Annotated in this window: 21 protein-coding genes and 1 pseudogene; 13 read left to right on the top strand and 9 right to left on the bottom strand. The window is 61.8% G+C overall.

Features of this window, described 5'->3' with window-relative positions; all coding sequences use genetic code 11:
* Positions 1-13: 13 nt before the first annotated feature.
* The 6 genes and pseudogenes from A6U86_RS27195 to A6U86_RS27220 all read left to right on the top strand — a co-directional run bounded on the left by A6U86_RS27195 (position 14) and on the right by A6U86_RS27220 (position 6,564).
* A complete protein-coding gene (locus A6U86_RS27195) occupies positions 14-1,396 on the top strand; it encodes a dihydroorotase family protein (RefSeq protein ID WP_068397728.1) in 1,383 nt (460 codons plus the stop codon).
* Positions 1,396-2,690: pseudogene (locus A6U86_RS27200) on the top strand (Zn-dependent hydrolase); the annotation flags it as partial. The gene A6U86_RS27195 and the pseudogene A6U86_RS27200, both read left to right, overlap by 1 nt.
* Entirely contained in the window at positions 2,674-3,774 is a 1,101-nt protein-coding gene (locus A6U86_RS27205; protein ID WP_068397734.1) for a DUF917 domain-containing protein, read from the top strand. The pseudogene A6U86_RS27200 and the gene A6U86_RS27205, both read left to right, overlap by 17 nt.
* Before the next feature lie 18 nt (positions 3,775-3,792).
* Complete coding sequence (locus A6U86_RS27210; protein WP_068397737.1) at positions 3,793-4,122, top strand: TfoX/Sxy family protein; 330 nt, start codon at positions 3,793-3,795, stop codon at positions 4,120-4,122.
* Positions 4,123-4,164: 42 nt separating this feature from the next.
* Positions 4,165-5,826, top strand: coding sequence for a urocanate hydratase (locus tag A6U86_RS27215; protein WP_068397740.1), 1,662 nt, complete (start codon positions 4,165-4,167; stop codon positions 5,824-5,826).
* A gap of 69 nt (positions 5,827-5,895) precedes the next feature.
* On the top strand, positions 5,896-6,564 hold the full coding sequence (locus tag A6U86_RS27220; protein ID WP_068397743.1) for a spermidine synthase: 669 nt from the start codon (positions 5,896-5,898) through the stop codon (positions 6,562-6,564).
* A gap of 8 nt (positions 6,565-6,572) precedes the next feature.
* Here A6U86_RS27220 and A6U86_RS27225 read toward each other — a convergent pair whose 3' ends face one another.
* The 5 genes from A6U86_RS27225 to A6U86_RS27245 all read right to left on the bottom strand — a co-directional run bounded on the left by A6U86_RS27225 (position 6,573) and on the right by A6U86_RS27245 (position 9,566).
* Entirely contained in the window at positions 6,573-6,977 is a 405-nt protein-coding gene (locus A6U86_RS27225; RefSeq protein ID WP_068397961.1) for a GFA family protein, read from the bottom strand.
* Between the two features lie 5 nt (positions 6,978-6,982).
* Positions 6,983-7,465 carry an SRPBCC domain-containing protein gene (locus tag A6U86_RS27230; RefSeq protein ID WP_068397746.1) on the bottom strand — a complete coding sequence of 161 codons (483 nt, stop codon included), beginning with the start codon at positions 7,463-7,465 and terminating at the stop codon, positions 6,983-6,985.
* Positions 7,449-7,790, bottom strand: a complete 342-nt coding sequence (locus A6U86_RS27235; protein ID WP_068397964.1) for a helix-turn-helix transcriptional regulator — start codon at positions 7,788-7,790, stop codon at positions 7,449-7,451. The genes A6U86_RS27230 and A6U86_RS27235 overlap by 17 nt, the downstream gene beginning before the upstream one ends.
* Before the next feature lie 90 nt (positions 7,791-7,880).
* Positions 7,881-8,267 (bottom strand): VOC family protein, encoded by a 387-nt coding sequence (locus A6U86_RS27240; protein WP_068397749.1) that lies wholly within the window; start codon positions 8,265-8,267, stop codon positions 7,881-7,883.
* A gap of 15 nt (positions 8,268-8,282) precedes the next feature.
* Positions 8,283-9,566 carry an MFS transporter gene (locus tag A6U86_RS27245; protein WP_068397752.1) on the bottom strand — a complete coding sequence of 428 codons (1,284 nt, stop codon included), beginning with the start codon at positions 9,564-9,566 and terminating at the stop codon, positions 8,283-8,285.
* A 96-nt stretch (positions 9,567-9,662) separates the two neighbouring features.
* Here A6U86_RS27245 and A6U86_RS27250 point away from each other — a divergent pair, with 96 nt between their 5' ends.
* Positions 9,663-10,538 (top strand): LysR family transcriptional regulator, encoded by an 876-nt coding sequence (locus A6U86_RS27250; protein ID WP_068397967.1) that lies wholly within the window; start codon positions 9,663-9,665, stop codon positions 10,536-10,538.
* Here the strand turns inward: A6U86_RS27250 and A6U86_RS27255 are convergent, their stop codons facing one another.
* Positions 10,539-11,441 (bottom strand): LysR family transcriptional regulator, encoded by a 903-nt coding sequence (locus A6U86_RS27255; protein WP_068397755.1) that lies wholly within the window; start codon positions 11,439-11,441, stop codon positions 10,539-10,541.
* A gap of 119 nt (positions 11,442-11,560) precedes the next feature.
* Between A6U86_RS27255 and A6U86_RS27260 the strand changes: the two genes are divergently transcribed.
* The gene (locus A6U86_RS27260) at positions 11,561-12,325 is read left to right on the top strand and encodes an SDR family oxidoreductase (RefSeq protein ID WP_068397758.1); all 765 of its coding nucleotides are present in this window, start codon (positions 11,561-11,563) and stop codon (positions 12,323-12,325) included.
* A 91-nt stretch (positions 12,326-12,416) separates the two neighbouring features.
* Here the strand turns inward: A6U86_RS27260 and A6U86_RS27265 are convergent, their stop codons facing one another.
* Positions 12,417-12,872 carry a nuclear transport factor 2 family protein gene (locus tag A6U86_RS27265; protein ID WP_068397760.1) on the bottom strand — a complete coding sequence of 152 codons (456 nt, stop codon included), beginning with the start codon at positions 12,870-12,872 and terminating at the stop codon, positions 12,417-12,419.
* 183 nt (positions 12,873-13,055) lie between these two features.
* Here A6U86_RS27265 and coaBC point away from each other — a divergent pair, with 183 nt between their 5' ends.
* Positions 13,056-14,267, top strand: a complete 1,212-nt coding sequence (coaBC, locus tag A6U86_RS27270) for a bifunctional phosphopantothenoylcysteine decarboxylase/phosphopantothenate--cysteine ligase CoaBC (RefSeq protein WP_068397762.1) — start codon at positions 13,056-13,058, stop codon at positions 14,265-14,267.
* Here the strand turns inward: coaBC and A6U86_RS27275 are convergent.
* Complete coding sequence (locus A6U86_RS27275) at positions 14,254-15,069, bottom strand: class II glutamine amidotransferase (RefSeq protein WP_068397764.1); 816 nt, start codon at positions 15,067-15,069, stop codon at positions 14,254-14,256. The genes coaBC and A6U86_RS27275 overlap by 14 nt on opposite strands.
* Positions 15,070-15,659: 590 nt before the next feature.
* Here A6U86_RS27275 and otsB point away from each other — a divergent pair.
* Positions 15,660-16,454 carry a trehalose-phosphatase gene (otsB, locus tag A6U86_RS27280; RefSeq protein WP_068397766.1) on the top strand — a complete coding sequence of 265 codons (795 nt, stop codon included), beginning with the start codon at positions 15,660-15,662 and terminating at the stop codon, positions 16,452-16,454.
* A gap of 49 nt (positions 16,455-16,503) precedes the next feature.
* A complete protein-coding gene (otsA, locus tag A6U86_RS27285) occupies positions 16,504-17,895 on the top strand; it encodes an alpha,alpha-trehalose-phosphate synthase (UDP-forming) (protein WP_068397769.1) in 1,392 nt (463 codons plus the stop codon).
* On the opposite strand, the gene A6U86_RS27290 is transcribed toward otsA, so the two are convergent.
* Complete coding sequence (locus tag A6U86_RS27290; protein WP_068397772.1) at positions 17,867-18,793, bottom strand: LysR family transcriptional regulator; 927 nt, start codon at positions 18,791-18,793, stop codon at positions 17,867-17,869. The genes otsA and A6U86_RS27290 overlap by 29 nt on opposite strands.
* Positions 18,794-18,908: 115 nt before the next feature.
* Between A6U86_RS27290 and A6U86_RS27295 the strand changes: the two genes are divergently transcribed.
* Positions 18,909-19,841: a choline ABC transporter substrate-binding protein gene (locus tag A6U86_RS27295; protein ID WP_141683826.1), complete on the top strand. Its 933-nt coding sequence runs from the start codon at positions 18,909-18,911 to the stop codon at positions 19,839-19,841.
* A 19-nt stretch (positions 19,842-19,860) separates the two neighbouring features.
* Positions 19,861-21,375, top strand: coding sequence for a choline-sulfatase (betC, locus tag A6U86_RS27300; protein ID WP_068397778.1), 1,515 nt, complete (start codon positions 19,861-19,863; stop codon positions 21,373-21,375).
* The last annotated feature ends 14 nt before the right edge of the window (positions 21,376-21,389 follow it).

Here is a 21,389-nt window from a genome sequence, read left to right on the forward strand (position 1 = left end):
GGAGAGAATGCATATGGCCGATTTCGATCTTGTTCTTCAGGGCACGGTTGTTTTGCCTGAGCGCATCGTGGAGGCGGGTTATGTCGCCGTGCGCGACGGCAAGATCGCCGAGATCGGCATCGGCGTGCCGCCAGCGGCACGCGAGCGGCATCTGCTCGGCAAGGCGCTGATCCTGCCCGGCGCGATCGATGCGCAGGTGCATTCGCTATCGCAGAAGGATCAGGAAGACTTCGTCTGGTCGACGCGCTCGGCGGCGGCCGGCGGCGTCACCACCATCGTCGACATGCCCTATGACGAAGGCAATCTCGTCTGCTCGGCTGAATCCTTGAAGAAGAAGATCGACCATGCCTCTCCGCAGGCGCGCGTCGATTTCGCTCTCTATGGCACGATCGACCCGGAAGAGGGCCCGGCGCGCATCGCCGAAATGGTCGAGGCCGGCGTTGCCGCCTTCAAATTCTCGACCTTCGGCACGGACCCGAAGCGCTTCCCCCGCATCCCGCCTGCTCTTCTCGACGCCTGCTTTGCCGCCATCGCGCCGACCGGGCTGACCGCCGGGGTCCACAATGAGGATGACGAAGCGGTCCGCACCTATATGGAGCAGGTGAAGGCGAGCGGCGTGACCGACTATCGCGCCCACGGCCTTTCCCGCCCGCCGATCACTGAGCTTCTCGCCATGCACACGATCTTCGAGACGGGTGCGGATACCGGCTGCCCGGCCCATGTCGTGCATTGCTCGCTCGGCCGTGGCTATGATATTGCCCGCGCCTATCGCCGCGACGGCTTCGAAGCGACCGTTGAATGCTGCATCCATTATCTGACGCTCGACGAGGAAAACGATGTGCGGCGCCTCGGCGGCAAGGCGAAAATCAATCCGCCGATCCGCCCGCGCGCCGAAGTGGAAAGCTTGTGGCGCAAGGTGGCGGAAGGCAATGTCTGGCTGGTCTCGACCGACCATGTCAGCTGGTCGGAAAACCGCAAGACCAATCCGGATATGCTGGCGAACGCTTCCGGCGTGCCGGGACTGGAGGTCATGGTGCCGCTCTTCGTCAAGGGTGCTCTCGAACGCGGCGTGCCGCTCACCTGGGCCGCGAAGCTGATGGCAGAGAATCCGGCTAAGCATTTCCGTCTCGACCATATCAAGGGCGCGCTGACGCCGGGCAAGGATGCCGACATCGTCGTGCTGGAACCACGCGAAATGGTCTATGACGCAGCCGCCAGCGGCAACAATGTCGTTGGCTGGAGCCCCTATAACGGCATCCGTCTGCCCTGGACTGTGTCGGCCGCCTACCTTAGAGGCAAGCAGATCACCGAGGGACAGAAGGTGCTGGCCGAACCCGGCTCCGGCAACTTCGTGCGCCCCTTGCCTCGCCAAATCATTGCCGGAGATGCTGCCTGATGACCGACACCAAACGCCGCAACCTGCCCGTCAACGCCGACCGCATCGCTGAAGACATCGATGCGCTGGCCGGCATTACCGAGCCCGGCCACCCCTGGACGCGCCGCGCCTTTTCGCCGCTCTTCCTCGAAGGGCGCGCCTATATCGACGCACGGATGAAGGCGGCAGGACTTGAGACGCGCATGGATGCCGCCGGCAACCTGATCGGCCGTCGCGCCGGCGCGAAACCCGGCCTCGGCACGATCCTTGTCGGCTCGCATTCCGACACCGTTCCCGATGGCGGCCGCTTCGACGGCATCGCCGGCACGATTGCAGCGCTTGAAGTCGCCCGCTCCTTGAAGGATCGCGGCATCGAACTCGACCATGATCTGGAGATCGTCGATTTCCTGGCTGAAGAAGTCAGCATCTTCGGCGTCTCCTGCATCGGCAGCCGCGGCATGACCGGGCAGATCCCCGAGGCCTGGCTCTCCCGCATGAGCGGCGACCGCACGCTTTCGCAGGGCATTGCCGAAGTCGGCGGTGACCCTTCCGTATTGCTCGCTCAGAAGCGCCCGGATATTGCCGGCTTCCTGGAACTGCATATCGAGCAGGGGCCGGTGCTGGAAGCCGAGAACAAGGATGTGGGCATTGTCACCGCGATCGCCGGCATCACCCGCATCGAAATCACCGTGGAAGGCCGCGCCGACCATGCCGGCACGACGCCGATGGATCGCCGCGCGGATGCACTGGTGGCAGCCTCGCAGCTCGTGCTGGATATCCGGCAGAGGGCGGCCGAGCAGGCGAAGACGCCGGGTCATTTCGCCGCAACCGTCGGCGAATTCCGCATCGAGCCGAATGCCGCTAATGTCGTGCCGTCCAAGGTCGTGCTGTTGATCGACGGCCGCGCCGAAATCCGTGGCGACATGGAAGATTTCCTCGCCTGGATCGACGGTGAAGTGAAGACCATTGCCGCCGATTACGGCGTGACGATCAATACGCCGGTCCGCGTCTCCGACAATTTTCCGACACCGGGCGCTCCGGTGCTGCTCGAAACGCTCGAGCGAGCTTGCGAAACGGTCGGCGCCAAGCATCGCCGCATGGCCTCCGGCGCCGGCCACGACACGGCCTGGATCGCCAAGGTCGCGCCCGCCGCCATGATCTTCGTGCCCTGCAAGGAAGGCCGCAGCCATTGCGCCGAGGAATGGGCCGAGAATGATGATATCGCCATGGGTGCCGCCGTGCTTTTCGAAGCGGTGCGCGACATGGACAAGAACCTCAAACAGAACCGGGAGTAGCCAATGGGACGCGTACTCGTTGCCAAGGATGTGGAAGCGGCCGTCAAGGGTGGCTCCGTTTATGCCGCCGGCGGCGGCGGCTGGGCCGATCACGGCCGCATGCTCGGCTATGCGGCCGTCAATGTCGGCAAGCCGGAGCTGGTGTCGATCGACGAACTCAACGACAACGACTGGATCGCGACGGCTGCCGCCATCGGCGCGCCGGCCTCCACGACCCCCTGGGAAATGCAGGGCATCGATTACGTCAAGGCCGCACAGCTGCTGCAGGACGAGCTTGGCGAAAAGCTTTCCGGTCTGATCATCGGCCAGAACGGCAAGTCCTCGACGCTGAACGGCTGGCTGCCATCGGCCATTCTCGGCACGAAGGTCGTGGACGCCGTCGGCGATATCCGCGCTCATCCGACTGGTGATATGGGCTCGATCGGCATGGCCGGTTCGCCGGAGCAGATGATCCAGACCGCCGTCGGCGGCAATCGCGCCGAGAACCGCTATATCGAGCTGGTCGTGAAGGGTGCGACGGCGAAGATTTCGCCGATCCTGCGCGCCGCTTCCGACCAATCGGGCGGCTTCATCGCCTCCTGCCGCAACCCCTTGCGCGCTTCTTACGTCCGCACGCACGCAGCGCTCGGCGGCATCTCCATGGCGCTGTCGCTCGGCGAAGCCATCATCGAGGCGGAAAAGAAGGGCGGCAGCGCCGTCATCGACGCCATCTGCAAGACGACGGGCGGTCATATCCTGGCCGAAGGCACGATCACCACGAAGGATGTCGTCTACACGAAGGAAGCCTTCGATATCGGCACCATCACGGTCGGCAGCGGCGACAAGGCCGTCATCATGTATGTGATGAACGAGTACATGGCGGTCGAAGACACCGGTGGCAAGCGTCTCGCGACCTTCCCTTCCGTCATCACCACGCTGTCGCCGGAAGGCGAACCCTTGAGCGTCGGCCAGCTGTATGAAGGCATGAACGTCTTCATCCTGCATGTGCCGATGGACATCATTCCTCTCTCGGCCAGCGTGCTCGACCCCACGGTTTATCCCTCCGTAGAGAAGGCCATGGGCATCGAGATCGCGAAATACGCGCTCGCCGGCAAGAAGGGCTGAGGAACGCAGGAGGCTTGAATGGCCCGCGACGCCGGTCTCGAAGAATTGCTGAGAGAAGAGCTCGGGGAACGCCCCGGGCTCAGCGAAAAAGCGATGTTCGGCGGCTGGGCCTTTCTGCTGAATGGCCACCTATTCTGCGGCGCCCGTGTCGACGGGATGCTGATCCGTCTCGGCAAGGGCAACGATAGCTGGGCGCTGGAGCAGCATGACGTCAAAACCATGTTGATGGGCGGTCGCGAGATGAAGGGGTGGCTGCGTGCCGGGCCGGAAGCCTATGGCAACGACATGCTGCGCAAGCGGCTGCTTCTGGCCGCGCTGGACTTCGTCGAAGGTCTGCCGCCGAAATAGCCGGGCCACCGAAACAACAAAGAAAACAGGGAAGGGAAATCCATGCCGAAAGCCAATCCACGTCACCCGAAATTCCCCATTCCGGGCGGCCCGGAGCTGCGTGCCAAGGGCTGGCGGCAGGAGGCCCTGCTGCGCCTGCTCGAAAACGTGCTCTCGGTGGGCGAAGACCCGGACAATCTCGTCGTCTACGCAGCCCTCGGCAAGGCTGCGCGCAATTGGGCGGCACACAAGGGTATCGTCAAGGCGCTCACCGAAATGGATGAGAACCAGACGCTGCTCATCCAGTCCGGCAAACCGATCGGCCTCATCCGCACGCATGACAAGGCGCCGCTGGTCATCATGGCGAACTGCAACATTGTCGGACAGTGGGCGAAGGCCGAGGTGTTCTACGAGCTGCAGCGCAAGGGCCTGATCTGCTGGGGCGGCCTGACGGCCGGAGCCTGGCAATATATCGGCAGCCAGGGCGTCATCCAGGGCACCTATGAAATCTTTATGCGCATCGCCGAGCGCCGCTTCGGCGGCGATCTCTTCGGCCGTTTCGTTCTGACCGCCGGTCTTGGCGGCATGGGCGGCGCGCAGCCGCTCGCCGGCCGCATGGCGGGTGCCGCGATCCTCTGCGTCGACATCGATGCAGAGCGTGCCCGGAAGCGCCAGGAAATCGGCTATCTGCAGGAGATCGCGCCAGACCTCGATTCCGCGCTGGCAATGATCGACGCTGCCGTCAAGGAGAAGCGGGCGCTTTCCGTCGGCCTCGTAGGCAATGCGGCCGAAATCTATCCGGAAATCGCGCGGCGCGGCATCGTGCCTGATATCGTCACCGACCAGACGTCGGCCCATGATCTCGTCTATGGTTATGTGCCGAAGGGCATGAGCCTCGCCCAGGTCAAGGATCTGCGCGACGATGGCCAGGGCCAGTTGATGGCGGCAAGCCGCGCCTCGATCGTCGAACATGTGAAGGCCATGCTGGACTTCCAGAAAAAGGGCTCCGAAGTCTTCGACAACGGCAACCTCATCCGCACCCAGGCGAAGGAAGGCGGCGTCGCCAATGCCTTCGATATCCCGATCTTCACCGAAGCCTATCTGCGGCCGCTCTTCTGCCGCGCCATCGGCCCGTTCCGATGGATGGCATTGTCGGGTGAGGAAAGCGATATCGCCCGTATCGACGACCTGCTGCTCGAAATGTTCCCGGACAACAAGATCGTCACCAACTGGATCCGCCTTGCCCGCGAGCACGTGCCCTTCGAAGGCCTGCCGGCGCGTATCGCCTGGCTCGGCCATGGCGAGCGCACCACACTTGCCCGCCGCGTCAACGAGCTTGTGGCAAGCGGCGAGCTCAAGGGCCCGATCGCCTTCTCGCGCGATCATCTCGACGCCGGCGCCATGGCCCATCCGAACATCATGACCGAGGGCATGAAGGACGGCTCCGACGCCATCGCCGACTGGCCGCTGATCGACGCCATGATGCTCTGCTCGTCGATGGCCGATCTCGTCGTCGTCCATTCCGGCGGCGGCGGCTATGCCGGTTACATGACGAGCTGCGGCGTCACCGTGGTTGCTGATGGCACGCAAGCCGCTGATGAGCGGCTCGACCATGCGCTCACCAACGACACGGCGCTCGGCGTCATGCGCTATGCCGATGCGGGCTATGAGGAAGCGCTTGATGAAGTTGCGAAAAAGGATGTGCCCTATATCCGGCTGGGATAAGGGCATCTGTTCTTGGCGACATTGAAAGACTATGGTCCCGGGCGATTCCAACAAGCTTGAGAGTTGCCCGTGATCCCCTGGACCTTGCTCGACACTGCGAAAATCCCCGGCGGCGGCGAACTGCGGCTGAAGCAGCGCGGCCAGGAATTTTCCATCATGCTTGGTACCAACGAGCTGATGAACAGTCGCCTGAGCGGCTCCGAGCGCGCGCTTGCCACGCTCTCCTGCGAGAAAATCAAGGGCCGCAAGGCGCCGCATCTGCTGATCGGCGGCCTCGGCATGGGGTTTACCTTGCGGGCGGCACTCGGCGAACTCGGTGAGGACGCCAAGGTCACGGTCGCGGAACTCGTCCCGGCCGTCGTCGCATGGGCGCGCGGGCCGATGGCAACGGTTTTTGATGGCTGCCTCGATGATGCACGCGTCGCTATCCACGAAGGCGATGTCCGCCCGCTCATCCGTGCGAGCAAGGCGAGTTACGACGCCATCCTGCTCGATGTCGACAACGGCCCGGATGGCATCACGTCGGAGGCCAATGACGGCCTTTACGACTATCAAGGCCTGAAGGCTGCCCATGGCGCGCTGCGCTCAGGCGGTATTCTGGCGGTCTGGTCTTCCGGACCCGACGAGCGCTTCACGAAACGCTTGCGCGAGAGCGGCTTTGCCGCCGAGGTGGTCCATACGCGCGCCAATGGCAAGAGCGGCGCGCGTCATGTCATCTGGCTGGCCACCAAAGGCTAAGTCCTACGTTAAAGATAGCGCGTTTCTTCGGGCGCCCTGTCGAAATGGTCGTCGCGGCCGTCGAAATATCCCACGGGGAGCGAGGCCAGTTCCTCGTCGCTGGCATCGTCCAGACAGCTGATGCTGACCGCATAGAACTTGCCGCCGAGTGCTGGATTTTCACCCCAATTGAAGGAACTGATACCGCAGTTCTTGCAGAAGAGGTGATGCAGGATGCGTTGGCCGAACTGATATTCGCCAATGCTCTCTTCGCCGGAAACCAGATGGAAATCGGCGGGTGTGGCGACAGTCAGCCAATTGCGCTTCTTCTTGCAGATCGAGCAATTGCATTTGAAGGTGCCACCCTGAAGATCGAGATCGGCTTCATAAGCGACGGCGCCGCAATGGCAGCTTCCGTGATAGGTCTTCTTCATCACACTCATCCTTCCCTTGAGGTGGCTTCTGCGTAAGCGACATATTTATCGAGAGCCTGTTCCCAGCCGCCGGTCTGCAGCTTCAGTTCGGTATCATCGGGCAGCTGCACCTTGCGAAACATGAGACGCGTCTTCTCGCCAAGCTCATGAAATTCCACGGTGACCTGCATCGTATGCTCGGGCTTACCCTCCCGGTTTTCCCAGCCGAAGGTGAAGACGAGGCGTTCCGGTGGAATGATCTCCAGATAGCGTCCGTGGCTCCAATATTCCCGACCCTCTGCCGTAAGAATGCAGTGCCGCCAGGCGCCGCCTTCGCGCAAATCCACGGAGACGGATGAGGCGGTGGTGGTCTGCGGCCCCCACCAGCGCATCAGATGCTCCGGCTCCGTCCAGAGACGAAACAGCAGTGCGCGCGGTGCGGCTATGTCGCGGGTCAACACGATCTCGCGCTGCGGGCTCATGCCGCCGCCGTCATTTGCCGCGGTCATCGGCTCCTCCCTGTTGCAACAGAGCTGCGTAAGCTTCCAGGCGGTCGAGATTATCGTTCCAGAACTGGCGATAGCTTTCCAGCCAGTCATCCACCTGCCTGAGCGGCTTGGGTTCCAGCCGGCAAGGACGCCACTGCGCCTCCCTCCCCTTCGAGATCAGACCAGCCTTTTCCAACACCTTCAAATGCTTGGAAACGGCGACCAGGGACATGTCGAATGGCTCCGCCAGCTCGGAAACGGAGGCCTCGCCGCTTGTCAGCCGTGCCAGGATGGCCCGGCGGGTCGGGTCGGCAAGAGCCGAAAGGGTCATGCTCAACGCATCCATGAGGATCACAAACCAATAAGTTAATTAACCTTCCGGTTTAATATAGATCGTAGGCAGGCGATGTCAAGAAGTGTCTGACGACGCACAATCTCAGGAGATGGCGTTGGAGACTTCGATCAAATTGTGATCGGGATCGCGGAAATAGACCGAGAGAATGGGGCCGGTCGCGCCGGTTCGGCGAACCGGACCTTCCTCGATCGCGACAGCCTCCACCTGCAGATGAGCGATGATGTCGTCGATCGGCGTGTTGCTGATGAAGCAGAGATCGGCGGAGCCCGGCGTCGGCCGCTTGGCCTTCGGTTCGAATTCGTGGCCCGCGCGATGCAGGTTGATCTTCTGGTTGCCGAACGTCAGCGCCTTGCGGCCCTCGCCGAAGGTTTCGACGCCCATGCCGAGGACCCGAGCGTAGAAATCGCAGCTCTGCTCGATGCTTGCGACCGTCAGCACGAGGTGATCGAGATGGTTGATGCGGATCATTTTCAATCTCCGGCCTTAGCGGCGAGCCAACCTTGCGATCGCAACGGCGCTGACAAGGCAGATGGCCAGCATGATGAGGATGAAGGCAACCACGGCATTCCAACCGTCGGCAAGCCAGAAATAGCCGCCGAGCGAGCCGGCAATGCTGGAGCCCAGATAATAGGCCAGCAGATAGAGCGAGGAGGCATGCCCCTTGGCGCCACTCGCAAGCCGTCCCACAAGGGCGCTGGCGACGGAATGGGTGACGAAGAAGCCGATCGTCACCAGAATGATGCCAAGGATGATCAGCAGCAGCGACGTGGACAGGGTGACGACAGCGCCAAGAGCGGCAATCAACACACCGGCCGGCAGCACGACGAAGTGGCCGATGCGGTCGCCAAGCAGACCTGCGGCCCAGGAGGCAACGATGCCGAAGAGATAGGCGGTGAAGATCAGGCCAAGCTCGGTCTGGCTGAGATTATACGGCGCGACGACGAGGCGGAAGCCGGAATAATTATAGACCGTGACGAAGGAGCCCATGACCAGGAAGCCGATGGCGAACAGCAGCGGCAGTGCCGGATTGCTGAAATGCCCGCTCCAGGCCTTCCCATGAAAGGCAATATCGAAACCTTTGCGCGGCGTGAAATTGCGCGATGGCGGCAGCAGATAGAGAAAGCCGGTGGCGGCGATCAGGCCGAGAATGCCGACAGCTGCCAGCGCTGGCCGCCAGCTGAAGAATTCCGCGATCGTACCCGTCACAACGCGACCGGCCATGCCGCCAAAAGCATTGCCGGCGATATAGAGACCCATGGCGCCGCCAAGGCCGCGCGGCTCGATCTCTTCGGCCAGATAGGTCATGGCGACAGCGGGAACGCCGCCCAGAAGGAAGCCTTCGAGCGCACGGAAAATCAGCAGAACATGCCAGTTGGGCGATACCGCGCAGACAAGCGTGCAAAGAGCAGCACCCAGCAGCGAAATGAACATCAGGCTGCGGCGCCCGAGGCTTTCGGAAACGGCAGCTGCCCCGAAAATCGCAAAGGCCAGGAATCCTGTCGAAAGCGACAGCGACAGCGAGCTTTCAGCGGGCGTAACGCCGAAATCCTGCGAGAAGATCGGCATCAGCGGCTGAACGCAATAGAGCAGCGAGAAGGTGGCAAAGCCGGAGAGGAACAGGGCGATGGTCGCGCGGCGGAAGGCAGGTGTGCCACGCGTCAGGAACTGGCGCGGCTCGACCAGCGGCTCGCTTTTCACAAGCGTCAATTCCGGACGCGACGGGACTTCGGAGGCGGTGGTTTTTTGCCTGTTGGCGGGGCGGAACATGGGGCATCCAATCTTTCTTACCCCCAGAATCTATTCAATAGCACTTCATTAGTCCAATATATGGAACAGGCGATTTCAATAGGTTTTGGAGATATCGTGGAACTGCGTCATATCCGCTATTTTCTGGCGCTGGCGGCAGAGGGAAATTTCACCCGCGCCGCCGCCAATCTCGGCATCGGCCAGCCGCCGCTCAGCCAGCAGATCAAGGATCTGGAAAACGAGGTTGGTGTGCAGTTGTTTCACCGCGTGCCGCATGGCGCCGAACTGACGGTCGCCGGCGAAGCCTTTCTGGCCGAGGCGAAGACCGCCGTGGATGCGGCGGAAAAAGCAAAGCTCGCGGCCCAGCGCGCCAACCGCGGCGAAATCGGCCGCCTGTCGCTCGGCTTTACCGCCTCCTCCGCCTTCAACAGCATCGTCACGGCGACCATCCGAGAGTTTCGCGATCACTGGCCCGGCGTGCTGTTGTCGCTCACCGAGATGAACACCAATGCACTGATGGAGCGGCTGGTACGCGGCGAGATCGATGCCGCCTTTATCCGCCCCGGCCTGGAAGATACGCGCGACGTGCGGCTGAAGCGCTTTGCCGACGAGCCGATGATGATTGCACTGCCCGCCCGCCATCCCCTTGCGGCGCGAGATCGGGTGCCGATTGCAGCACTTGCCGGCGAGCCCTTTATCCTCTTTCCGCGCATGGTTGGCCTCAGCCTCTATGACGATATTGTCGCGGCCTGCCGCGAGGCCGGTTTCGAGCTTGTGGTGACGCAGGAGGCACCGCAGATCCCGTCGATCGTCAATCTCGTCGCCGCCAATCTCGGGGTTTCCATCGTTCCCGCGTCGATCGCGCAGATCAAGCTCGACGGCGTCGCCTATCGGCCGATCGATGGGCCGCCGATCGTGGCACGTCTCGGTCTTGCCAGCCTCAAGGCACAGCGATCGCCCATCGTTGCCAATCTCATGAGCCTGATAGCGTAACTAGCCCCGGTCCCAATAGGGCGGATCGCCGAATGCCTTCTTCAGATGCTCGGCTATGGCCCTGAGTTTCGCCGATGGATTGCGCCCCTCCGGATGGGCCATGAAGATGAACTCCGGCTCGGGCCGATGGCCGATATCGATCTCGACAAGCCGCCCTTCCCCGACGGAGGGTCCGACGATGAAGGTCGGCAACAAAGCAATTCCGAGCCCGGCAATGGCCGCATCGTGAAGGACGTCGCCATTGTTGACCCCCAGCGCCAGCCTCCCCCTGATAACGACAGCCCCGTCCGCACCCTGGAACCGCCAGTCAGCCACGCCGCGATTGGTATAGAAAATACCGCGATGGTTCTCGAGGTCCGATAGCGAGGCGGGGCGACCGTGGCGCTTCAGATAATCCGGCGACGCCACGAGAAGGCGGCGGCTGCTTGCAAGCTTCCACGCGACCAGCCGCGAGTCTGCGATCAGGCCGTGGCGGATGATCGCGTCATAACCATCCGATGACGGATCGACGCGGCGATCATCGAGATCAAGCGTCAGCTCTATATCGGGATGATCGGATAGAAACGGATAGAGAGCCGGACCGAGATGCATGCGGCCGAAGGTGACGGGTGCCGCGATGCGCAGTGGTCCCATCAGCGTGCCGCGCCGTTCGGCGAGATCGGCGGCGGCCTCGCGCACCTCCTGTGCGATGCGGGTCGCACGTTCCAGGAAGGCGGTCCCATCCTCGGTCAGGGTCAGCTTGCGGGTCGTCCGATGGAGCAGGGTCGCCCCCAGAACTTTCTCCATCTCCGACAGCCGCTCGCTGACGACGGATTTCGACAAGCGAAGGCGTCGCGCCGCCTCGCTGATCGATCCCGCCTCGGCAACGGCGACGAAAGTGACAATCCCATCCATCTTCAGCATCGTTCGGCAATTCCGAATTCAAGTTCCATTATTTGAAGACTAATCCGAACGGTTGGAAAAGGCCATCTTCCGTGTATCGGACAGACCGAAACACACGTTCTCACACAGGAGATGGAACAATGAACCGTTTGAATGGAAAAGTCGCAATCGTCACCGGCGCCAGCTCCGGCATCGGCCGCACCACTGCAAAGCTCTTTGCCGCTGAAGGCGCCAAGGTCATCGTCGGCGCTCGCCGCGGCGCGGAACTGGAAAGTCTTGTCGATGAAATCAAGGCCGCCGGCGGCGAGGCTGCCGCACTGGCCGGCGATGTGCGCTCGGAAGATTACCACAAGGTACTGGTTGCCCTTGCGGTCGAGCGCTACGGCAAACTCGATATTGCCTTCAACAATGCCGGCACACTTGGCGAATCCGGCCCCAGCACCGAGGTTTCCGAGGCAGGTTTTGCCGATGCACTGGCGATCAACCTCACTGCGTCGTTCCTGGCCGCCAAGCACCAGATCCGCGAAATGATCAAGCACGGCGGTGGCTCGGTGATCTTCACCTCGACCTTTGTCGGCCATACCGTCAGCTTCCCGGGCGTTGCTGCCTATGCCGCCAGCAAGTCCGGCCTGATCGGCCTGACGCAAACACTGGCCGCCGAATTCGGTCCGCAGAATGTGCGCGTCAATGCCATATTGCCAGGCGCTGTTGATACCGACATGTATCGCGAGATGAACGACACGGCCGAGAAGCAGGCTTTCATCACCAATCTGCATGCGCTGAAGCGTGTTGCCGGTCCGGAGGAGATTGCCCGCTCGGTCCTCTACCTCGCCTCCGATGACGCCAGCTTCGTCAGCGGCACGGCTTCGCTGGTCGACGGCGGCCTGTCGATCACGCGGACCTGACGGCGCCTTTCACGGTGCGATTATCGTCGCCGGCATGCTTTGAATGAGTAAGAACGGGCCGCAAGAGCTGGATCTCTTGCGGCCCTTGCGTTTAGAACATCGTATTGTTGTTCTTCGATGTCTCGGGGATCGGCTGCACCGAATCCCAATGCTCCTGGATCTTGTTGTCCTCGACCCGGAAGATATCGACGATGGCGCTGCCCCGGTCGCCGGGCTGGCGAATTGCGTGGACGCGCAGGATCACAAAGTCGCCGTCGACCATGACGCGCTTGATCTCACTCTTCGACTGCGGATAGTTCTTCTTCAGGTAATCGAGGAAGCCGCGCAGCCCTTCCGGACCATCGCCGGCCATCGGATTGTGCTGGATATATTTGCCGAGATATTTGGAGGCAGCATCGAAGTCCTTGTCGTTCAGCGCCTTCTGGTAGAAATCCAGAACGATCTCCTTGTTCTTCTGCTCTTGCGGCGAATAGGCGCGTTCGGCAAAAGCCGGCGCGGCAGCAGCCATGATTGGCAGGGCGATCATTGCGATTTTCATCAGTCTCAAGGCGTTGCTCCTTCGATCGTTAACGTGTTCAGTGTTGTCGAGCCGAAGAGCTACCGCAAGTGACAAGTAGTTGATGTCGATGTGATCGCCTGCGTGTCAGCACCCGCGGAGGCACGGCGCGATTGCCTATTATTCGCCAAGGGCTTAGGCTAGTTGTCAAAAGAACGGACGACGGGTTGAACCATGGTTCTCGCAGGAAAGCGCATCCTTCTCATCATCTCCGGCGGCATCGCGGCCTATAAGAGCCTCGACCTCATCCGCCGGCTGCGCGAGCGCGGGGCAAGCGTGCGCCCCGTGATGACGGCGGGCGCCCAGGAGTTCATTACGCCGCTCGCAGTCGGTGCCTTGGCCGCCGATCACGTCTTCACCGATCTGTTTTCCCGCCAGGACGAGCAGGATGTCGGCCATATCAGGCTGGCGCGCGACTGCGATCTCGTGCTGATCGCGCCGGCGACGGCCAATCTGCTCGCCAAGATGGCGAACGGGCTGGCGGACGATCTTGCCTCGACCATATTGCTTGCAACTGACCGGCCCGTGCTGGCAGCACCTGCCATGAACCCCAAGATGTGGGCCCATGCCGCAACGAAGCGCAACGTCGAGACGCTGCGCGGCGATGGCATCGCCTTTATCGGTCCGATGAAGGGCGAAATGGCTGAGAGCGGCGAAGCGGGCGCGGGGCGCATGGCGGAACCGCTCGATATTGTTGCCGCCGTCGAGATGCGGCTGGATGATGGCGCCAAGCCGCTTGCCGGCAAGAAAGTCATCATTACCTCTGGGCCAACGCATGAACCGATCGACCCCGTGCGCTATATCGCCAACCGCTCATCCGGCCGGCAAGGTCATGCCATCGCCTCTGCACTTGCCGCCCTTGGCGCCGACGTCACCCTGGTCTCAGGCCCCGTCACCCTCCCCGATCCGGCGGGCATGCGCGTCATCCATGTTGAGCGTGCCGACGAGATGCGCGATGCCGTGCTGGCGGCTCTTCCAGCCGACATCGCCGTGATGGTGGCTGCCGTTGCCGACTGGAAGGTGGCGTCTGCCTCCGACCAGAAGATCAAGAAGCACCCGGGCGAATCCATCCCGACACTGACGCTCACCGAAAACCCGGACATCCTGAAGACGGTCGGCCATCATACGCAACGGCCGAAGCTCGTCATCGGCTTTGCCGCCGAGACGCAGGATGTCGAGAGCAATGCAAAGGCGAAGCTGGAGCGCAAGGGCGCCGATATCATCGTCGCCAACGACGTCTCACCCGCGACCGGCATCATGGGCGGCACGCATAATCGCGTGAAGATCATCCGTCACGACAGCGTCGAGCAATGGCCCGATCTCGACAAGGACGAAGTGGCATTCAGGCTGGCGGCGCTGATATCGGAGCAGTTCAAGCAGGGATAGCGGCTGGAATCCGGGCCTTGTCGGCCCTGCTCTCCTGCGGCTGAAAAGGCGTCACATGGACGCCGGTATCGTCGATGAGCACGGCACTGCCATCGGGAATTTCTCGCCAGGCATCGATGTCGTCGTTCAGTGGTTCCGACACCAGGCAATATCCTGAGCCGACGGGCGATGCGTAGAGCGTCGGCGCCTTGCGGTCTGTCGCATAGCGGATCGCATGAAGCGACTTGCCATCGGAGAAGGCGGCCGTGAAGCGCACCAGCGCCGAACCGGTCAAATCGATCGACAGACCTTCGACAAAGCCTATGGTCTCGGCTATCGCCGCGACCGGATCACTCGCCAAGCCGAATTGCATCGCCAGCAGGAACAGCAGCTCGGAATCGGTCGTGCCGCTGCGGGCATGGAACAGCCGGTCATCGAGCATGGCTTCCATCGGGCGGCGCAGGCGCTCGAAATTGGAAATCTGGCCATTGTGCTGGAACGACCAATTCTCGAGAACGAAGGGATGGCAATTGTCGCGCCGCGTGCCGCCGCCGGTCGCGGCGCGGACATGGGCGAGGAAGAGCGGCGAGCGGATCTGCCGTGCCAGGCTTTTCAGATTGCAGTCGGACCAGGCGGGCAGGATATCGCGGTAGCGGCCCGGCTCCGGCCGGTCGCCGTACCAGGCGATGCCGAAGCCATCACCGTTGGTCGCCGTCTTGGCGCGCGTGGCGCAATGGGATTGTTCGATCAGGGAGTGGGCAGGCGAAGATACCAGCTCCTCCAGATAGAGGGGGTCTCCACGATAGGCTGCCCAGCGACACATGCGTCTCTAACTCCGATTCCCGTTGTTTTCCTGTCCCGCGGGAGAATGGCAAATCTTGGACGATTGTTGATGCGGAATGGGTAACAAACTCTTAATTTTTCATGCCCTCACAGCGAAGATGACAGATATTTGACGCTTCGTCCGATCACGTTTCGCATCGCAACATTTTCTTCGTGAAGCCCGATGCGGCAGGCTCTGGTAGCCGACGCGGCAATGCAGGAGATTTCGCTGCGACAAGAAGAATGAAGTTCCATAACAACGAACCCCTTGCATCGGCTCAAATTTGAGCTACGTTTAGCTTGTCTGAAACGTAACGAAAGGAAGGTGATCCAATGTCTAGTGGGATTTCGGTCTTGGTATATGGCATGGAAATGGTCGTGAACGTTGTGAGGCAGCCCTCACACTGATCAACACCTTCCCGAAGCGCTCAGCGCTTCAGGCCAGTTACGGGCCAAAGCTCATGGGGGGTCGCTAGCGCGGCCCCTTTTGCATTCCTGGACCTCGATTTCAGCAGATCGCTGCTGGCTTTGACTTATGATGATTTCGCTTTTTTCCTTGCCGTATGAGAATAGCGCCTTAGCTAAGATGGCATGTCTTCTCAGGAACAGCCCGAACAGGGCGAAGCCACACCGAGGCCGCTGAAAGAGCCGGCCCTCACCGCACTCTCACTTTATCCTCACGATTGGGCACTGTTTCTCGACATCGACGGAACGCTGCTCGATCTTGCCGAAACGCCCGAGGCGATCGTCGTGCCCGACGATCTTCCCGCGACGCTCCATGCGCTTTCACGCCAGCTCGGCGGCGCCTTGGCGCTGGTGACAGGACGGTCGATCGAATTCGTCGATCCGCTGTTTGCACCCTTCCGCTTTCCGGTAGCTGGCCTGCACGGCGCAGAACGGCGCGATGCGGCGGGTCGGCTGCGGCGCACGCATATCCCGCCTGCCTTCCAGGAGATGAAGCAGGCTATCGCTCGCGAGGCCCATGCCTGGCCGGGCGCTATTGTCGAAGACAAGGGTGCGGCCGTCACCATTCACTACCGGCAAACACCCGGCAGCGAGGCTGAGATTGTCGAAGCCATGCAACGCTACCTCGAGGAAGCCGGGCCGGACTGGAGCTTGCAGCGCGGCAAGATGGTTGTGGAGATCTGCCCTGCCCATGCCAACAAAGGGAGCGCCGTCGAGGCATTCCTTGCCGAAGCACCTTTCGAAGGCCGCCGTCCCGTGACGATCGGCGACGACGTGACCGACGAGACGATGTTTGCCGCCGCCAATCGTCTTGGCGGTCAATCCGTGCGCATCAGCGATGGCAGCGGAAAAACGCTGGCGCGTGCATCCATTGGCTCACCCGCGCGTTTAAGGGAGGTGCTGGCAACGCTCGTCAAATGATCCATCGATCATTGCGGCGCCCTCCCAGCCCTCTTGAAAGGAATAATCCGTGAGTCGTCTCATCATCGTTTCCAATCGTGTTTCCGTGCCTGATCACAAGGGCGCTGCGGCTGCGGGCGGCCTTGCCGTGGCGCTACAGGCGGCGCTAGCAGAGCGCGGCGGCATCTGGATGGGCTGGTCCGGCAAATCGAGCGGCGAGGCCGAACCGGAGCCGCTGGAGATGACGCAGGACGGCAATATCACCTATGCCCTGACCGACCTGACCCAGACCGATGTCGAGGAATATTATCAGGGCTTTGCCAACCGCGTGCTTTGGCCGATCTGTCATTACAGGCTTGATCTGGCCGAATATGCCCGGAAGGAAATGACCGGCTATTTTCGCGTCAACCGCTTCTTTGCCCACAGGCTGGCGCCATTGATCGAGCCGGATGATGTCATCTGGGTTCACGACTATCACCTCATTCCCCTGGCAGCCGAGTTGCGCCAGATGGGGCTGAATAACCGCATCGGTTTCTTCCTGCATATTCCCTGGCCTCCGGCCGACGTCGTGCAGGCCATGCCTGTGCATGAAGAAATCATGCGCGGCCTCACCTCCTACGACCTGCTCGGCTTCCAGACCGATCATGACCTCGAAAATTTCGCAGGCTGCCTGAAGCGCGAGGGCATGGGTATCGAGAAAAGCCCTGGCCACTTCAGCGCCCATGGCCATGATTTCCGTGGTGGCGCCTATTCGATCGGCATCGAAACGGCAGGCTTCGCCGCCTTCGCCCGCAAGGCCGCGTCGCACAGCATGGTGCAAAAGGCGCGGCAAAGCATCGAGGGCCGCGAGCTGATCCTTGGCGTCGACAGGCTCGACTACTCCAAGGGCATCACGCAGCGCATCGACGCTTTCGAACGGTTCATCACCAACAACCCGGCGCACCAGCGCAACGTCACCTATCTGCAAATCACCCCGAAATCGCGCTCGGAAGTGCCGGAATACGAGGCGATGCAGCATGCCGTCGCCGAACAGGCCGGCCGGGTCAATGGCGCCATCGGCACGGTCGACTGGGTGCCGATCCGCTATATCAACCGCTCGATCAGCCGCCCGATCCTGGCCGGTCTTTACAGGCTCGCCAAGGTCGGGCTGGTGACGCCGCTGCGCGATGGCATGAACCTCGTCGCCAAGGAATATGTCGCGGCGCAGGATCCGGAAGACCCAGGCGTGCTGGTGCTGTCGCAATTTGCCGGCGCGGCGCGTAAGCTCCACGGTGCTTTGCTCGTCAACCCCTATGACGTCGACGGCACGGCCAATGCCCTGGCGCGCGCCGTCAACATGCCGCTACAGGAACGGCAGGAACGCTGGCGCGGCATGATGGATTATCTGCTGGAGCACGATGTCCTGCACTGGTGCGAGACTTTCCTGGCTGATCTCACGGCAGAGGAAGCGATGGCTGCTTAGCCGCAGCCGCTTCTGCCAGCAGCCACTCCGCCAGCCGCTCCGCATGCGGACTCGGCGCTGCTGGCGGCAGAAGCCAATAGCCGCGCTCCGGTGCTTCCAGCATCGGACCGGCCGTCACCAATGTGCGGGCTGCGAGTAACGAATCGACGAGGCCCATCCAGCCGATCGCCACACCCTGCTCACTGAGCGCTGCCTGCACGACCAATGAGTAGGTATTGAAGCGCAGGTCGCCACGGCCGGCAGAGTTGTCATGGGCAATGCCGAATGCTGCGAGATAGCTTTCCCAATCGAACCATGGCGATGGCATCTCTGAATCGAGATGTACGAGGGTGGCGCGCGCCAATTGCGAGGGATCGGTGAACGGGCCGTGACGCTCGGCAAAGCCACGGGTGCAGATCGGCACGACCTTTTCCGGCAATAGCAGCGACGCTCCCGGGCCGAATTCATTTCGCGATCCGAAGAAAACGGCGATGTCGCCATTGTCAGGTGCACCGCGATCCAGCCGTTGCGTCGCGACGATCTGGATATCTACCTCCGGATGGAGCAGCCGGAAGGCATGCATGCGGGGGATCAGCCAGAGAGCGGAGAACGCATAGTCGGTTCTCAGCCGGACGGACGGCCGCTCCGCCTCGGCACGAAAGCTGCGCACCAGCGTATCGACGCCGCCTACCGCTTTTTCAACCATCTCGAACAGGCGCCGCCCCTCAGGCGAAAGCTTGACGCCGCGATGCTGGCGGTGGAACAGGGAAACGCCCATCTGCTCTTCGATGCGGCGGATCTGATAGCTGACGGCGGGCTGCGTTAGCCCAAGCGCCAAAGCTGCGGAAGAGAGGCTGCTGGAGCGCCCGACCTCCACAAAAATACGCAGCCAACCAAGATCCACCAAACGTTCAGCCATAAAATTTCCTTTTGGCATCTATCGAAAAATGCCTGCTTCACAGCGCGAGCGCTAGTGATGTTCAATAAAATAATCCAATAACAAAGAGGGAGCTATCGTCATGCGCATTTCTGCAATGGGTCGGCTCGCCGCCGGCGCCCTTCTCTCCGTCCTTTCCTTTGCCGGCATCGCCCGCGCCGATGGCGACAGCTGCCGCACGATCCATATGTCCGACCCAGGCTGGACCGACATTACCTCGACCAACGGTGTAACCGGCGTGTTGCTGACAGCACTCGGCTACGAGCCCGATATCAAGACCCTCTCCGTGCCAATCGGCTATCAGGCGATGAAAACCCGCGAGATCGATGTCTTCCTCGGGAATTGGATGCCGGCGCAGAAAGCCTTTGTCGACGACCTCAACGCGGCGAAGGCTGTCGAAGTGCTGAACCGCAATCTCGAAGGTGCGAAATTCACACTGGCGGTGCCGACCTATGTCGCCGACAAGGGCATCAAGGACTTCTCGGATCTGCAGAAGCATGCCGCCGACTTTGACCACAAGATCTATGGCATCGAGCCCGGCGCGCCCGCCAATGCCAATATCCAGAAGATGATCGACGCCAATGATTTCGGCCTCAAGGGCTGGGAGCTGGTGGAATCGAGCGAGCAGGCGATGCTGTCGCAGGTGGAGCGTGCCTCGAAGGACAAGCAGGCGATCGTCTTCCTCGCCTGGGCGCCGCATCCGATGAACGAGCGCTTCAAGATCGCCTATCTCGCAGGCGGCGATGCCTATTTCGGCGCGAATTACGGCGGAGCCGAAGTCTACACGCTGGCCCGTACCGGCTGGGCAGCCCAATGCCCGAATGCCGCCAAGCTCCTCCACAATCTGACTTTCGACATCGGCATGGAGAATTCCCTGATGGGCTCGATCCTCGGTGGCGACAGCGCCAAGGATGCAGCGACTGCGTGGCTGAAGGCGCATCCGGATGCCTTGACGCCCTGGCTTACCGGCGTCACCACTATCGACGGCAAACCCGGTCTCGATGCCGTCAAAGCCGCCATCGGCCTCTGATCTTCAAGGAAATACCCGAATGTCGCGCCCGAATATTCTCATTCTCATGGTCGATCAGTTTAACGGGACATTGTTTCCCGATGGCCCGGCCGAGTTTCTGCATGCGCCGGTCCTGAAAGCTTTGGCGAAACGCTCCGTGCGCTTCGCCAACAGCTATACGGCAAGTCCGCTTTGCGCGCCGGCGCGGGCCTCCTTCATGTCCGGGCAATTGCCGAGCCGCACGCGCGTCTACGACAATGCCGCCGAATTCTGCTCTGATATTCCGACCTTCGCGCATCATCTGCGCGCCGCCGGCTATCAGACGGCATTGTCGGGCAAGATGCACTTCGTCGGTCCGGACCAGATGCACGGCTTCGAGGAGCGGCTGACGACCGATATTTATCCCGCCGATTTTGGCTGGACACCCGACTACACCAAGCCTGGTGAGCGCATCGACTGGTGGTACCACAATCTCGGCTCGGTGACCGGGGCCGGCGTTGCCGAGATCACCAACCAAATGGAATATGACGACGAGGTCGCCTATCACGCCACGCGCAAGCTGTACGACCTCTCCCGTGGGCACGATGAGCGGCCCTGGTGCCTGACGGTCAGCTTCACCCATCCGCACGATCCTTATGTCGCGCGCCGCCGTTTCTGGGATCTTTATGAGGATTGCCCGGCGCTCGATCCTGAGATCGGCGAGATCCCATTCGAGCAGCAGGATCAGCACTCGCAGCGGCTGATGAAAGCGTGCGATCATACCGCCTTCGCCATCACGCCGGAGCAGATCCGCCGGGCGCGGCGCGGCTATTTCGCCAACATCTCCTATGTCGACGAGAAGATCGGCGAAATCCTCGAAACGCTTGAGCGCGGCCGCATGGCCGACAACACCATCATCCTCTTCGTTTCCGATCACGGCGACATGCTCGGCGAGCGCGGCCTCTGGTTCAAGATGAACTTCTTCGAAGGCTCCGCCCGCGTGCCGCTGATGATCGCGGCTCCCGGCTGGCGGCCGAAGCGGATCGACCAGCCGGTGTCGACGCTCGATGTTACACCTACGCTGGCGGGCCTGGCCGGGCTCGATATCACCTCATTGCGCCGCTGGACCGACGGTGAGGATCTGGCTCCCCTGGCCCATGGAACGGGAAGCCGCAGCCCGGTGCCGATGGAATATGCCGCCGAAGGGTCCGAAGCTCCGCTTGTCGGCCTGCGCGACGGGCGTTACAAGCTGACGCTTTGCGACAAGGACCCACCGATGCTCTTCGATCTCGACGCCGATCCGAAGGAGCTTAAAAATCTCGCCGGCGACCCCGCCTATGCCGAAACGCTGAACCGGTTGAGCGCGCAGGCCATGGAGCGCTGGAACCTCGCAGGCTTTGACGCTGCCGTGCGCGAAAGTCAGGCGCGGCGCTGGGTCGTCTATGCGGCGCTGCGCAACGGCGCCTATTATCCCTGGGATTATCAGCCGCTGCAGAAGGCGTCGGAGCGATATATGCGCAACCACATGGATCTCAATGTGCTGGAGGAAAACCAGCGGTTTCCGCGCGGCGAATAGGGTTTCGGGGTAGC

The sequence above is a fragment of the Rhizobium sp. AC27/96 genome (assembly GCF_001692325.1).
GTDB lineage: Bacteria > Pseudomonadota > Alphaproteobacteria > Rhizobiales > Rhizobiaceae > Rhizobium.